The 13,657-nt window shown below is 55.5% G+C and carries 12 protein-coding genes; 7 read left to right on the forward strand and 5 right to left on the reverse strand.

The genetic code is table 11. From position 1 onward, the window contains the following. Positions 1-7: 7 nt before the first annotated feature. Positions 8-895, reverse strand: a complete 888-nt coding sequence (locus ABIE29_RS11985) for a LysR family transcriptional regulator (RefSeq protein ID WP_429619017.1) — start codon at positions 893-895, stop codon at positions 8-10. Between the two features lie 119 nt (positions 896-1,014). Here ABIE29_RS11985 and ABIE29_RS11990 point away from each other — a divergent pair, with 119 nt between their 5' ends. After that, complete coding sequence (locus tag ABIE29_RS11990) at positions 1,015-1,452, forward strand: PACE efflux transporter (protein WP_429619018.1); 438 nt, start codon at positions 1,015-1,017, stop codon at positions 1,450-1,452. Between the two features lie 237 nt (positions 1,453-1,689). Here the strand turns inward: ABIE29_RS11990 and ABIE29_RS11995 are convergent, their stop codons facing one another. Then, positions 1,690-2,442, reverse strand: a complete 753-nt coding sequence (locus tag ABIE29_RS11995) for an SDR family NAD(P)-dependent oxidoreductase (protein ID WP_429619019.1) — start codon at positions 2,440-2,442, stop codon at positions 1,690-1,692. 985 nt (positions 2,443-3,427) lie between these two features. On the opposite strand from ABIE29_RS11995, the gene ABIE29_RS12000 reads away from it, so the two are divergent. Next, on the forward strand, positions 3,428-4,189 hold the full coding sequence (locus ABIE29_RS12000) for an arylamine N-acetyltransferase family protein (protein ID WP_429619020.1): 762 nt from the start codon (positions 3,428-3,430) through the stop codon (positions 4,187-4,189). On the opposite strand, the gene dusC is transcribed toward ABIE29_RS12000, so the two are convergent. The 3 genes from dusC to rhlE form a co-directional block, all read right to left on the reverse strand. Beyond that, positions 4,186-5,115: a tRNA dihydrouridine(16) synthase DusC gene (dusC, locus tag ABIE29_RS12005; RefSeq protein ID WP_429619021.1), complete on the reverse strand. Its 930-nt coding sequence runs from the start codon at positions 5,113-5,115 to the stop codon at positions 4,186-4,188. The two genes, ABIE29_RS12000 and dusC, sit on opposite strands and share 4 nt — an antisense overlap. Positions 5,116-5,189: 74 nt before the next feature. Further along, positions 5,190-6,149, reverse strand: coding sequence for a D-2-hydroxyacid dehydrogenase family protein (locus tag ABIE29_RS12010; RefSeq protein WP_429619022.1), 960 nt, complete (start codon positions 6,147-6,149; stop codon positions 5,190-5,192). A gap of 71 nt (positions 6,150-6,220) precedes the next feature. Further along, entirely contained in the window at positions 6,221-7,594 is a 1,374-nt protein-coding gene (gene rhlE, locus ABIE29_RS12015; RefSeq protein WP_024530562.1) for an ATP-dependent RNA helicase RhlE, read from the reverse strand. Between the two features lie 324 nt (positions 7,595-7,918). Here rhlE and cecR point away from each other — a divergent pair, with 324 nt between their 5' ends. From cecR to ABIE29_RS12040, 5 genes are read left to right on the forward strand one after another with little or no spacing between them, the layout of a single operon-like run. Then, positions 7,919-8,617, forward strand: a complete 699-nt coding sequence (gene cecR, locus ABIE29_RS12020; protein ID WP_429619023.1) for a transcriptional regulator CecR — start codon at positions 7,919-7,921, stop codon at positions 8,615-8,617. A gap of 24 nt (positions 8,618-8,641) precedes the next feature. Beyond that, on the forward strand, positions 8,642-9,628 hold the full coding sequence (hlyD, locus tag ABIE29_RS12025; RefSeq protein ID WP_429619024.1) for a secretion protein HlyD: 987 nt from the start codon (positions 8,642-8,644) through the stop codon (positions 9,626-9,628). A gap of 9 nt (positions 9,629-9,637) precedes the next feature. Next, on the forward strand, positions 9,638-11,374 hold the full coding sequence (locus ABIE29_RS12030) for an ATP-binding cassette domain-containing protein (RefSeq protein ID WP_429619025.1): 1,737 nt from the start codon (positions 9,638-9,640) through the stop codon (positions 11,372-11,374). Continuing rightward, positions 11,371-12,507 carry an ABC transporter permease gene (locus tag ABIE29_RS12035; protein WP_429619026.1) on the forward strand — a complete coding sequence of 379 codons (1,137 nt, stop codon included), beginning with the start codon at positions 11,371-11,373 and terminating at the stop codon, positions 12,505-12,507. Before ABIE29_RS12030 ends, ABIE29_RS12035 begins: the two co-directional genes overlap by 4 nt. 9 nt (positions 12,508-12,516) lie before the next feature. Continuing rightward, on the forward strand, positions 12,517-13,623 hold the full coding sequence (locus ABIE29_RS12040) for an ABC transporter permease (protein ID WP_429619027.1): 1,107 nt from the start codon (positions 12,517-12,519) through the stop codon (positions 13,621-13,623). The last annotated feature ends 34 nt before the right edge of the window (positions 13,624-13,657 follow it).

Raw genomic sequence — 13,657 nt, forward strand, 5'->3', positions numbered from 1 at the left:
GAGAGGGTTAGGGTGAGGGGTCCATCATCAACGCCAGCAACTCCCTGGCCGCCTTCTGTTGCGGCTGGTTCTTCAGCCAAATCAGGTGCACCGGCAGACGCAGCTCGTTTTTGGTATTTTTAAATTTCAGGCGGATCAACCGCCCCTGCGCCAGCAATGGTGCAGTCAACGACAGCGGAAAGTTGCCCCATCCCAGCCCTGCTTCCACCATGCTTAGCGCCATCGGCAAACTGTCAGTACGCCAGAAGGATTCCGCTACCTGTGGGCGTTTATCGGCCATAGGTAAGTCACGGCTAGCCACCATGATCTGCCGCACGTTGACCAGTTCCTCCAAAAACAGCTCGGCACCGCTAGTGCTCAGGGCCGAATGTTGCGCCGCAATGGTCGCTACCAACGACTCGCTACCCACATAGTGAAAATGTTCCTGGCTGTTAACCTCCAGCCCGCCGAATGCCAGACACAGGCTGACCCGCTGTTGATGCAGCATATGCAAAACATCATCTTGCGGAGCGGTCAGCACCTCGATATCCAACAATGGGTAGCGTTCCGCCAGCGCTTTCACCGCCGCCAGTAGACCGCTGCTGTTGATATCAGACGCCACACCGATCGACAACCTGCTTTCCAACCCCTGAGAAAGCTCAATGGCGTGGATCTGCAGTTGCTTGAGCTGTTCGGCAATCAGGCGTGCGTGGGGAGCCAGCGCCAATGCCAGCGCGGTGGGCACCGGTTCGCGGTGCGAGCGGTCAAACAGCTGAAAGCCCAGCTCCGCCTCCATATTGGCGATCCCCATGCTAACCGCCGAAGGCACACGCCGCAAGGCCCTGGCTGCCGCCGAGAATGAGCCGCGATCCAACACGGCCAAAAACAGTTCAATATTGTCACTGGAAAAATTCATCGCCTAACCTATCAGAAAAACTGACAGCTTCTGACTTTTTCTATCAATAGCATTGACGCTATCTTACGCGTCGGGTTGCCGGACGTCATCAGGCACGGAAAATAAAGCAGGAGAAAAGTATGCAAGGCGTGAAACGCAAACTGGTCTATGTGACCGCTTATGAAGTTATCGGTATGGTCATTTCGGCCCTTGGGCTGGCACTGCTTTCCGGCACCGCCCCGAGCAGCACCGGGCCGTTGGCGGTGATCATCACTACCATCGCCGTCAGTTGGAACCTGATTTACAACTATCTGTACGAATTCTGGGAAAGCCGCCAGGCTTCACGCACCCGCACACTGAAACGCCGCATTCTGCACGCGGTGGGCTTCCAACTGACGCTGGTAGTTTACCTGATCCCGCTGATCGCCTGGTGGATGGGGATCTCTCTGGTGCAGGCGTTGCTGTTGGATATGGCGCTGATCGTGATTATTCCCTGCTATACCTTTGTGTTTAACTGGGCCTTCGACAAAATATTCGGGCTGCCGACCTCTGCCCTGCCTGTTGCCGGATCAGTCTGATCGATCGTGCCTGCCGCGGTAGACGGAGGGCACGCTATCAAAACCGGGATTTCGTCCATTCGCGCAGCCGTTGAATATGCAGGTACAGCGCAGGAATAAAGAAGATCCCGACCAGCGCCGGTGTCGCTGCACACGTTCAGGCGATTAATTTGAATGAGTCCTGCTAAGAAGTCCTGCAAAAACGCAAGCTCGCTTACACCTTTGCCCGAGGGCGCAGCATGCAGCGCCCTCTGTGGTTTACTGTGCCGTATACCCCCCATCAATGCTGTAAAAGGCCCCGGTGGTGAAACTGCTGTCTGTAGAAAGCAAAAAAACCACCGTTTTCGCTACTTCTTCACGCGTAGCCATACGCCCCATCGGATGAGAGGTAGCCATTTTCTCCCGCACCCAGGCTGGCAATCTGGCCATCGAAGGCGTATCGACATAACCAGGCCCGACGGCGTTGATGCGTATCCCCCGATCGGCAAACTCCAGAGCGGCGGCCCGTGTCAATCCGATAATGCCATGCTTGGCTGCAGTATAAGGCGCAATGCCCGCAATGCCGACCATGCCATTAACGGCTGAGAGATTCACAACCGCGCCACCGCCTGCCGCAGCGATAGCGGGTAATCCGTACTTCATCCCATAGAAAGTGCCGCTGAGATCGGTTTCAATCACCGCGTGCCAATCATCAATGGAATATTCATTCAGCGGCACATCGTGTGGCCCGGTAATACCGGCATTGTTGACCAGCAGATGCAATTGCCCGCCAAGGGCCAGCGTCTGCGCTACCGCACTGCGCACCGATTCAGGATCGCGAGCATCCATAACCAACGGAAATACCGATTTGCCTGTCGGATCGATACGTTGCGCCGTTGCTGCCAGCCTTGCGCGATTTCTGGCGGTGATCGCTACCTTCGCCCCTCGTTCGACCAACTCTTGAGCAATAGCTTCACCAATACCGGTGGAAGCACCGGTCACCAACGCCACTTTACCCGTAAAATCTTGCATAACGCCTCCCGCTCTCTTTAGTAAGGCGTTCAGGCTAAGGCTCGAGCATGACAGTTTCTGGCAGTGGTTATCCTCCAAAGGGCACTGGAGCAACACCACCAAAGTCATCGTCTGGCAAAGGGATCAACGAAAAAGCCCTGACAATATTTGCCAGGGCTTTTAGGTTACTGCAGATTTAAAATTCAACATTAATCAACTTACTAACTGGGTACTACTTTCGATACTGCTTAAAAATGTACTTGTTTATCACAGATAATATTGGGTATTAAAAAACTAACTACGTCCTCCCCTATACTGGCTGATTTACAAATTTCGACCTACCTACCTCACAATAATTAACCGAGGTAAAGCAAGCTAAACTGGTACATTCCCCCTCGCGATATAAACTTTTGACGCATGGCCTTACTTTCATTGCAACATACTTACAGGATAAAATTAACAAGTTGCAACATTAACACTTGAAAAACATAGCCTTACATCATCGCGTTATGGTACACACCCTGCGATCGTCGGTACTGACTACGTGGCCTTAGAGCATTGTCGTGTAAGCCCAAATTGCTACTCAACGACGACTTCCCCATACAACAGAACTTCGTGGCCTTTATCGCAATATCGCTAAACAACTTATTAAAAATAATCTTTCAATCTGTTATTTAGCTAAGCAGCCAACTATCAATTTCCCGCTGCTGAATACTAATCTACGGCTTTTTCAAACTATGTCAATACTGTTTTTAACAACATACTTTTATTCTCTAAATGGCTCATTTTAAACGGACTGAAATCGATACGCATTTGTCTTTCTGGTTAATTACAGACGGCTTTCACATGCTTGTATGATGGTGGTCACGGCCTGTCTGGATGACGAGTATGATGCATTGGCAGAAGCGACTTTACGTCGGTAATTTTCAGCACCGCACATATTGCTTCCCCGAGTGCCGTAATTCCCGCTAATTTATGCAAAATTTCCCGTATAGCGAGAATTCTGGTGGACATACTACGCTATCTGCAACACATCGGCTTCACAGGCACACCACAGGCCGATCTGCAAACTCTGCAACAGTTGCATCGCTGCCATATGCTGGCGGTTCCCTTCGAGAATTTGAGCATTATCTATCATCAGGGGATCGATCTTGGCGAGGCCGAACTGTTCAGCAAAATCGTCGAGCATAATCGCGGGGGATTTTGCTATGAATTGAACCGGATATTCGCCCTGCTGTTGCAGCAGATCGGCTTTCAGGTGGCGTTTATCTCCGGGGAAATCCACGCCAAAGACGGCTCTTTTGGCCCGCCGTTTGACCATATGGCGCTGGTGGTAACCCTGGATCAGCCGTATCTGGTCGATGTAGGCTTTGGCGATTCCTTCCTCGCCCCGCTGAAAATCACCACCACCGAGCAACAACCGCAAGCCAGCGGGACTTTTCATCTTGAGCAAGACGGCGAGTGGTATCACCTGGAGCGCCGCAATGGCGATCGAACCTCCCGCGCCAAGACGCTGTATCGCTTTACCCTGCAACCCCGGCAGCCGGAAGAGTTTAACGGCATGTGCCACTATCACAGCACTTCGCCACAGTCGCACTTTACCCAAAAGCTGGTGTGCTCTCGGCCCACAGAGGATGGCCGCATCACCCTCAGCGAGTTAAAGCTGATCGTGACCCAAAACCATCACCGTAAGGAGTCGACGCTACATTCAGAAGAGGAACGGCTGGAGGCGCTGCGGCACTATTTTGCCATCGAGCTCAGTAGTTAGCGGCAAATCACCCGCGCAATATCCCTGGAGTTGTTTAACGTGCGGATCTCGGTAAACAGCTCCGTGGCTTCCTGATACTCTTTGCGCAGGTAGCTGAGCCACTGTTTGATGCGGGCGACGTGGTATAAACCGGTATCGCCCTGCTTTTCCAGATGCACGTACTTTTGCAATAGCTGCACCACCTGCGGCCAAGGCATACGCGGTTCGTTATATTTCACCACCCGGCTCAGGTTGGGGATGTTCAACGCGCCGCGCCCCAGCATTACCGCGTCGCAGCCGGTGGCCTGCATACACGCCTGCGCACTTTGATAGTCCCAGATTTCCCCGTTGGCGATCACCGGGATGCTCAAACGCTGGCGGATCTCACCGATCGCCTGCCAGTTGATGCGCTCGGCTTTATAACCGTCCTCTTTGGTACGGCCATGGATAGTGATTTCGGTCGCGCCCGCTTGCTGCACCGCATCGGCAATTTCAAAGCTGCGGGAATCTGAATCCCAACCCAAGCGCACTTTTACCGTCACTGGCAGATGCGCTGGCACCGCGGCGCGCATCGCTTTGGCACCCTGATAAATCAGTTCGGGATCTTTGAGCAAGGTAGCCCCGCCGCCGCTGCCGTTGACATGTTTGGACGGGCAGCCGCAGTTCAGATCGACACCGTAGGAACCCAGCTCGACCGCCTGAGCGGCGTTTTCCGCCAGCCATTCGGGATACTGGCCAAGCAGTTGCACCCGCACCTGGGTGCCAGATGGCGTTTTGCTGGCATGGTGCAGTTCCGGGCACAGCCGGTAGAAGGATTTGGCCGGCAGCCGTTGATCGACGACCCGCAGGAATTCGGTGATGCAGAGATCGTAATCGTTCACCTCGGTGAGCAATTCCCGCACTAGAGAGTCGAGTACCCCCTCCATTGGAGCCAATAATACGCGCATGCCTACCCCTGCAATCAAAGAGGGCGCAATGATACGGGCGAAAGGCGGTGCCAACAAGCCTCCCGCCGATAAAATTACCCTAGCTTACGCACCGGCTCACCGGCAATAAACGCCTGGATATCGGCAATCGCTTCCCGGAAATAGGTGCGGTAGTTATCATCCGCGACGTAACCCACATGCGGCGTAGCCAGCACGTTGGGCAAGCGGCGCAATGGGTGATCGGCGGGCAGTGGCTCTACTTCAAACACGTCCAGCCCAGCACCGGCGATCTGCCCGGTTTGCAGCGCTTCAACCAAAGCTTGCTGATCGACAATCGCTGCGCGCGAGGTGTTAATCAGGAAGGCGCTGTTTTTCATCTGTGCCAACGCCTGGCGGTCGATCAGCCCACGGCTGCGATCGCTTAACACCAGATGCACCGAAACAACGTCACTCGCTGCCAACAGCGCCTGTTTTGACTCGGCAAGTTGCACCCCGAATTCCTGTGCCCTTTCAGCCGTCAGATTTTGGCTCCAGGCCACGACGTTCATGCCAAACGCCTGCGCCACCTTTGCCATCTGGCCGCCGATCTTGCCCAGCCCCAATAAGCCCAACGTTTTGCCATGCAAGGTGATGCCAACATGTTGCTGCCAAGGCCCGTTGGCACGTAATCCGCCGCTTTCAGCCACCAGATGCTTGGCCAAACCGAGGATGAGCGCCCAGGTCAGTTCCATTGGCGCTTCGGAACCGCTGGCTGTGCCGCAAACGATGACGCCTTGCCGGGTTGCCGCTGGCAAGTCGATTGAAGCGTTACGCATGCCTGAGGTGATCAGCAGTTGCAGTTTCGGCAAACGAGCAAGCAATGCGGCGGTGAACGGCGTGCGCTCTCGCATAATCACCACGATCTCGCAGTCGTTGATGCTGCTCACCAATTGATCTTCATCGTCAATATGCTCACGCAGGGAGAAGACCTCAACCTGCTCGCCCAGGACGGACCAATCCGCCATCTTCAGCGCTACACCTTGGTAATCATCAAGAATTGCACACTTCAATTTCATCTGGATCTCCTGAAACAGGCGAAAAAAAACCGCCAATAAATGGCGGTTCAGTATAGATCATCAATCGAGGATCACTCAGACGGTTTACGGCTATGCGGACGGCGCGATGGAGCACCTGAACGTGGTTTGCCTTCACCCTGTGGGCGAGCACTACCGCCGCCGCGATTTTCACGCTGACCGCCACCATTGCCACTACGCTGGCCGCCACCGTTACCGGTACGCGGAGCGCCGCCGCCGTTGCCACGTGGAGCACCACGGCCACCACCAGCCTGACGGCCATTGATGATCGGCTCGGCCTTGATGCTTGGATCCGGCTCATAGCCTGGCAGGGCAATGCGCGGGATCTCACGTTTGAGCAGGCGCTCAATATCACGCAGCAGTTTGTGTTCATCCACGCAGACCAACGAGATCGCCTCGCCGGTACGTTCGGCACGGCCGGTACGGCCAATACGGTGAACGTAATCTTCCGGTACGTTTGGCAGTTCGTAGTTCACTACGTGTGGCAACTGATCGATATCCAGGCCACGCGCAGCGATGTCTGTAGCGACCAGCACGCGGATTTTGCCGTCTTTAAAGTCTGCCAATGCGCGGGTACGTGCGCCCTGGCTTTTGTTGCCGTGGATAGCCGCAGCGGTGATGCCATCTTTATTCAGCTGTTCGGCCAAATGGTTGGCACCGTGCTTGGTACGGTTAAATACCAGCACCTGCTTCCAGTCCCCTTCACCGATCATCTGGGAAAGCAGTTCACGCTTGCGCTTCTTATCGACAAAGTGAACGCTCTGTTCAATTTGCTCAGATGCGGTATTGCGGCGAGCCACTTCTACCGAGGCCGGGTTGGTCAGCAGTTTACTGGCCAGCCCTTTGATCTCATCGGAGAAGGTCGCGGAGAACAGCAGGTTCTGACGCTTGGCAGGCAGCTTGGACAGCACGCGGCGGATATCATGGATAAAGCCCATATCCAGCATGCGGTCGGCTTCGTCCAGCACCAGAATTTCAATTTTGGACAGATCAACCGCATTCTGATGTTCCAGATCCAGCAGGCGACCCGGCGTTGCCACCAGGATATCGACGCCGCCGCGCAGTTTCATCATCTGCGGGTTGATGCTCACACCACCAAACACCACCAGCGAACGCAGGCGCAGGTGTTTGCTGTAAGCCTCAACGTTTTCACCGATTTGTGCAGCCAGTTCACGGGTTGGCGTCAGGATCAACGCGCGCACCGGACGACGGCCTTTGATTGGGTGATCGTGTTTGCTCAGCAGCTGTAACAGCGGCAAAGTAAAACCGGCGGTTTTACCCGTGCCGGTCTGGGCGCTGGCCATCAGGTCACGGCCTGCCAATACCACCGGGATTGCCTGGCGTTGAATTGGCGTAGGTTCGCGATAGCCCTGTTCTTCAACAGCGCGCAGAATTTCAGCACTTAAGCCGAGGGTTTCAAATGACATAGTAGAGAAAAACTCCAGATCCCCCCTAACCAAAACAAACGTTCGGTGCAGTTTCCGGGAGGATGATCAGACGGGGCATAAGGATAATACTCGCACTTTTTTGCGGCATATCCTTGGCATGACCTCGAGGGATTGGCACAAACTGCAGTGCACCAAGCGCAAGATTGTAGCAGAAATCGAATAAGAAAAGGCAATTTTACGTGTTCACAGCACTTTTCGCCGAGCAAGTTCACGGAAAAGCAAAATGTTCTGGCCTGTGGTTTACTTTTTATCCCACTCGGCCTAAAGTTAATCATATGATTGATTAACTTTTTAGGTCAACCCATGTTCGCTGCAGAAAACCCGCCGCCAAGCCCTCTCAAGCGGGGTGATCAAGCCCGCCAACAGCTGCTCACCGCCGCCATTGAAGTGTTCGGCGAATATGGCATTTCGGGTGCCACCACGCGGCAAATCGCCCAGCGTGCCGGGCAGAACATCGCCGCCATCACCTATTATTTCAACTCGAAAGAGGGGTTATATCTGGCGGTAGCCCAGTGGATTGCCGACTTTATCCAACAAAGCTTCCGCCCGCTGAGTGAAGAAATCGAACGTTTCTACCTGCTGCCCGCGGAGCAACGCCAGCCGGAACACTACCTGTACCATCTCAAAAGCGGGTTGCTGGCCTTCAGCCAACTGATGACGCAGCCCCACACGCTCAACCTGAGCAAGATCATGTCTCGCGAACAGCTTTCGCCAACCGATGCCTATCCGCTGATCCACCAACAGGTGATAGCTCCGCTGCATCAGTTATTGTGTCGCCTGTTGGCGGGATATACCGGCATCGATGAACGCTCCAGCAAAATCGTTTTACATACCCATGCGCTGCTCGGTGAGGTGCTGGCATTCCGCGTTGGCCGGGAAACCCTGCTACGTCAGGCTGGCTGGCATCAGATTGCGGCAGAAGAAGCCCAGCAGATTAGCGAAGTGCTGGCCGAACATATCGACATTCTGGTTAACGGGCTACGCCAGCGTTACGCCGTCTAACTTTCCGTCTTGGTAGGGAGTGTTATGAACAAGAAAAGAGTTGCCATTGTGGGTGTAGCGATCATGCTGATCGCCGCTGCGGCCTATGGTTTCTGGTATTACCAACGCCAGCAGGATAAGCCCCTGACGCTGTATGGCAATGTCGATATCCGCACGGTCAATCTGGGCTTCCGCGTTAATGGCCGGTTGGCCTCACTGGCGGTAGACGAAGGGGACAGCGTGCAACAGGGGCAACTGCTGGGCAAACTGGACGATGCCCCTTACCAGAACGCGTTGCTGCAGGCACAGGCCAACGTTGCCAGCGCCAAAGCCAAACTGGATTTATTGCAGGCAGGCTACCGCAACGAGGAGATTGCCCAGGTGCGCTCCGAAGTTGCCCAACGGCAGTCAGCCTTCAGTTATGCCGACAGCTTCTTGCAACGCCAGCAGGGGCTATGGGCGAAAAAGGCCACCTCAGCCGACGCCCTGGAAGATGCCCGCACCGCGCGTAATCAGGCGCAGGCAAATTTGCAGGCGTCGAAAGACAAACTGTCGCAATACCTGACCGGTAACCGCCCGCAGGAAATCGAAGAGGCCAACGCCAATCTGGCACTAGCCGAGGCGGCACTGGCGCAAGCCCAGTTGGATCTGCATGACACCACCCTGCTCTCTCCGTCCGTTGGTACGGTTATGACGCGAGCCGTGGAGCCAGGCACCATGCTCAACGCTGGCAGCACGGTATTTACCCTGTCATTAACCCGCCCGGTGTGGGTTCGTGCCTACATTAATGAAACCAGCCTGGGTAGCGCCACACCGGGTACTGAAGTCTTGATCGAGACCGACAGCCGCCCTGGCAAGCCTTATCACGGCAAGATCGGCTTTGTTTCCCCCACCGCGGAGTTCACTCCCAAAAGCGTAGAAACGCCGGATCTGCGTACCGATCTGGTCTACCGCCTGCGGATCATCGTCAACGATGCCGATGACGCCTTGCGTCAGGGGATGCCGGTTACCGTCCATTTCACACAACCGTAAGGAACCGTGATGGCACAGGCACATACGATTGAACTGGTGGCGTTGGAAAAACGCTTTCCATCACTCGATAAACCGGCGGTGGCCAGCCTGACGACCACGTTGCGCAGTGGCGCAGTCACTGGGCTGGTTGGCCCAGATGGTGCGGGTAAAACCACCCTGCTGCGCATGTTGGCAGGTTTGCTGCTACCCAGCAGCGGCAAGCTGACCGTCGCTGGGTTGGATCCAATCGCACAGGATCGCCAGTTACACGCCATTCTCGGTTACATGCCGCAGAAGTTCGGGCTGTATGAAGATCTGACGGTGATGGAAAACCTCACGTTGTATGCCGATCTGCGCGGAGTCACTGGCGATCTGCGTAAGCAAACCTTTGAGCGGTTGCTGACGTTTACCGATCTGACCCGCTTTACCGAACGGCTGGCGGGCAAGCTTTCCGGCGGGATGAAGCAAAAGCTCGGGCTGGCCTGTACGCTGCTTGGCCAACCTCAGGTGTTGCTGCTGGATGAACCCGGCGTCGGCGTCGATCCCATTTCGCGCCGCGAGTTATGGCGAATGGTGCATGAGCTGGCCAACGACGGCATGTTGATCCTGTGGAGTACCTCCTATCTCGACGAAGCCGAGCAGTGCCGCGAAGTGCTGCTGATGAACGAAGGCGAGTTGCTGTTCAGCGGCGCGCCACAGGACCTTACCCAGCGCATGGCAGGCCGTACCATTTTGATCGATACCCCAGTCGGTAGCCACCGGGCGCTGTTGCAACGAGCGATCTGTCTGCCAGCGGTCAGCGACGGCGTGATCCAGGGGAAATATCTGCGGCTGATCCTGAAACCGGATGAAGATCATCAGCAAGTATTGCGAGATCTGGATCTGCCACAGGCCGAATTAACCGAGGCCGAACCACGTTTTGAGGATGCGTTTATCGATCTGCTGGGCGGCGGCCCGAACAGCAAATCCGCCCTGGCCGAGATCATGCCCACGGTCACGGGCGACAGCTCGGAAACGGTGATCGAAGCGCAGGGCTTGACCAAAAAATTCGGTGACTTTGCAGCCACCGACCATGTCGATTTCAAGGTGCAGCGCGGCGAGATTTTTGGCCTGCTTGGCCCCAACGGCGCAGGCAAGTCCACCACTTTCAAGATGATGTGTGGCCTGCTGGTGCCTAGCGATGGCAAAGCGCTGGTGCTGGGGATGGATCTAAAAACCAGCTCGGGCAAGGCGCGCCAGCATCTGGGCTATATGGCGCAGAAGTTTTCGCTGTATGGCAACCTGACGGTGGCGCAGAACCTGAAATTTTTCTCCGGCGTTTATGGACTGAGCGGCAAGAGCCAGCGCGATAAAATCGACGAAATGTCTCGTGCCTTCAACTTCGCCCCGATCCTCAACCAAACGCCGGATTCGCTACCGCTCGGTTTCAAACAGCGGCTGGCTCTGGCCTGTGCGCTGATGCATGAGCCGGATATTCTGTTTCTTGATGAGCCCACCTCGGGTGTCGATCCCCTGACCCGGCGCGAGTTCTGGCTGCACATCAACGGCATGGTGGATAAAGGCGTGACGGTGATGGTCACCACCCACTTTATGGATGAAGCGGAATACTGCGATCGCATCGGCCTGGTATATCGCGGCAAAATCATCGCCGCTGGCACGCCGGACGATCTCAAGCAGCAGGTAGCCAGCGAGCAAAATCCCAACCCTTCGATGGAGCAGGCGTTTATCGAACTGGTGCAGGGCTACGATCGGGAGGAGACAGCATGAGCAGCGACAACGGCTTTTCCTGGCGGCGGCTGCGGGCGTTATGCCTGAAAGAAACCCGGCAGATCCTGCGCGATCCCAGCAGCGGGCTGATTGCTTTTGTCATTCCACTGATGCTGCTGTTTATCTTTGGCTACGGCATCAACCTGGATTCCAGCAAGCTGCGGCTGGGGATCCTGATGGAACAGCAAAGCGAAGAGGCCCGCGATCTGGCCAATGCCTTTATCGGCTCACCCTATATTGAACCGACCGTCAGCGATAACCGCCAACAATTGATCCAAATGATGCAGGCTGGCAGCATTCGCGGCCTGGTGGTGATCCCCAGCGATTTTGCCGAGCATTTGGCAAGGCCCAACGACCGAGCACCGTTGCAGGTGATTACCGACGGCAGCGAGCCCAATACCGCCAACTTTGTGCAAGGCTATACCCAAGGGATCTGGCAAATCTGGCAGCAACAGCGTGCCACCGATCTGGGGCGTGATGACAAGCCGCTGATTGAAGTTCAGATGCGCTATTGGTTTAACCCGGCGGCCATCAGCCAGCACTTTATTATTCCAGGAGCCATCACCATTATCATGACGGTGATCGGTGCCATTCTGACCTCGTTGGTGATCGCCCGCGAATGGGAGCGTGGCACCATGGAGGCACTGCTTTCCACCCAGGTCACGCGCAGCGAGCTGCTGCTGTCCAAACTGGTGCCGTACTATTTCCTGGGCATGATCGCCATGGTGCTGTGTATGGTGGTTTCGGTATTTGTGCTCGGCGTGCCCTACCGTGGCTCCCTGCTGTTGCTGTTGGTGATCAGCAGCCTGTTCCTGGCCAGCACGCTCGGCATGGGGCTGTTAATCTCGACCATTACCCGCAACCAGTTTAACGCGGCAATGGTGGCCCTGAACGCCGCCTTTTTGCCTTCAATTATGCTGTCTGGCTTTATCTTCCAGATCGACAGCATGCCCGCCGTGGTACGTGCGGTGACCTATATCATTCCGGCGCGCTACTTTGTCAGTACGCTGCAAACGCTGTTCCTGGCGGGCAATATCGGCACCGTGCTGGTGATTAACCTGCTGTTTTTGATCGCCTCGGCGGTGGTGTTTATCGGCCTGACGGCCTGGAAAACCCAGCGGCGGCTGGATTAAGGGGAAGCCATGTTTCACCGTCTCTGGACGTTGATCGTTAAAGAAATGCAGTCGCTACTGCGCGATCCGCAGACCCGCGCGATCCTGATTATGCCGGTGTTGTTGCAGGTGGTGCTGTTCCCATTCGCCGCCACGCTGGAAGTCACCAACGCCACCATCGCGGTGTACAGCGAGGACAGCGGCCAGCACTCCATTGAGCTGACTCAACGCCTTGCCAAGGCCAAAGCCTTTTCTCACGTGCTGTTGCTGCGCAGCCCGCAGGAGATAAGAACCACCATTGATAATCAGCAGGCGCTGCTGCTGGTTCGCTTCCCGGCCAACTTCTCACGGGATATCGCCAGCGGTAATACCGCCCCGTTGCAGTTGATCCTCGATGGCCGTAACTCCAACAGCGCGCAGATCGCCGCCAACTATGTGCAACAGATCGTGCAGGACTATCAAAATGAGCTGATCGGGCAGCGGGCCAAACCCAACAACAGCGAACTGGTGGTGCGCAACTGGTATAACCCGAATCTGGATTACAAATGGTTCGTGGTGCCTTCGCTGATCGCAATGATCACCACTATCGGTGTGTTGATCGTAACCTCGCTTTCCGTGGCGCGGGAACGTGAGCAAGGCACGTTGGAACAGCTGTTGGTTTCGCCTTTAACCACCTGGCAGATTTTTATCGGCAAAGCGGTACCGGCTCTGATCATTGCCACCTTCCAGGCTTCGATCGTGCTGTTAATCGGTATCTTTGCCTACCAGATCCCGTTTGCCGGTTCTTTGCTGCTGTTCTACGGCACCATGCTGGTTTACGGGCTGTCTTTGGTGGGCTTCGGGCTGCTGATTTCTTCGCTGTGCGCGACGCAGCAGCAGGCGTTTATCGGGGTGTTTGTGTTTATGATGCCAGCGATACTGCTTTCCGGCTATGTCTCACCGGTGGAGAATATGCCGGTTTGGCTTCAGCATCTCACCTGGGCCAACCCTATCCGCCACTTCACCGATATCACCAAGCAGATCTACCTCAAGGATGCTGGCTTCGGCATTATCTGGCACAGCCTGTGGCCGCTGTTGGTGATCACCGCCACCACCGGCAGCGCGGCCTATGCCATGTTCCGGCGCAAGATTGCCTGAATAGCAGACGTAAAAAAACCGACGGGTGAGGTCG

The sequence above is a fragment of the Serratia sp. 2723 genome (assembly GCF_050434425.1).
Lineage (GTDB): Bacteria > Pseudomonadota > Gammaproteobacteria > Enterobacterales > Enterobacteriaceae > Chania.